The organism is Roseburia sp. OF03-24 (genome assembly GCF_003463035.1).
Taxonomy (GTDB): domain Bacteria; phylum Bacillota; class Clostridia; order Lachnospirales; family Lachnospiraceae; genus Roseburia; species Roseburia rectibacter.
Genome location: NZ_QSCK01000087.1, coordinates 1 through 372, shown reverse-complemented (window position 1 = coordinate 372; position 372 = coordinate 1). Strand labels below are relative to the sequence as shown.

The window sequence follows — 372 nt, the reverse complement described above, 5'->3', positions numbered from 1 at the left end:
ATTCTGTTTGCATGACTATCAGGATGTATACATCCGTCTAAATTTCAAAAAACATTTCAGAAATCTATGCTTTTTATCCACAAAAATGAAAAGCAGGAGATCTGGATGAGCCTCCTGCACACAGGAGGAACTGAATATGAAGAAGAGTGAGCAGGTATCAGAAAAGACACCGACAGCCAATCGTCAGTACAAAGACACTGTATTCCGCATGCTGTTTTCAGAGAAAGAAAATCTGTTATCTTTGTACAATGCAGTGACCGAAAGCCATTATCAGAATGCAGAAGCCCTTAAGATCGTCACGTTGGAAAATGCAATCTATATGGGGATGAAAAATGACCTGGCATTTATGTTAGAGACGAATATTTATCTCTA

At 38.4% G+C, this 372-nt stretch carries 1 pseudogene; it reads left to right on the top strand.

The annotated features are described in order from the left end of the window. Positions 1–136: 136 nt before the first annotated feature. Positions 137–372, top strand: a pseudogene (locus tag DXA60_RS18490) (hypothetical protein); the annotation flags it as partial.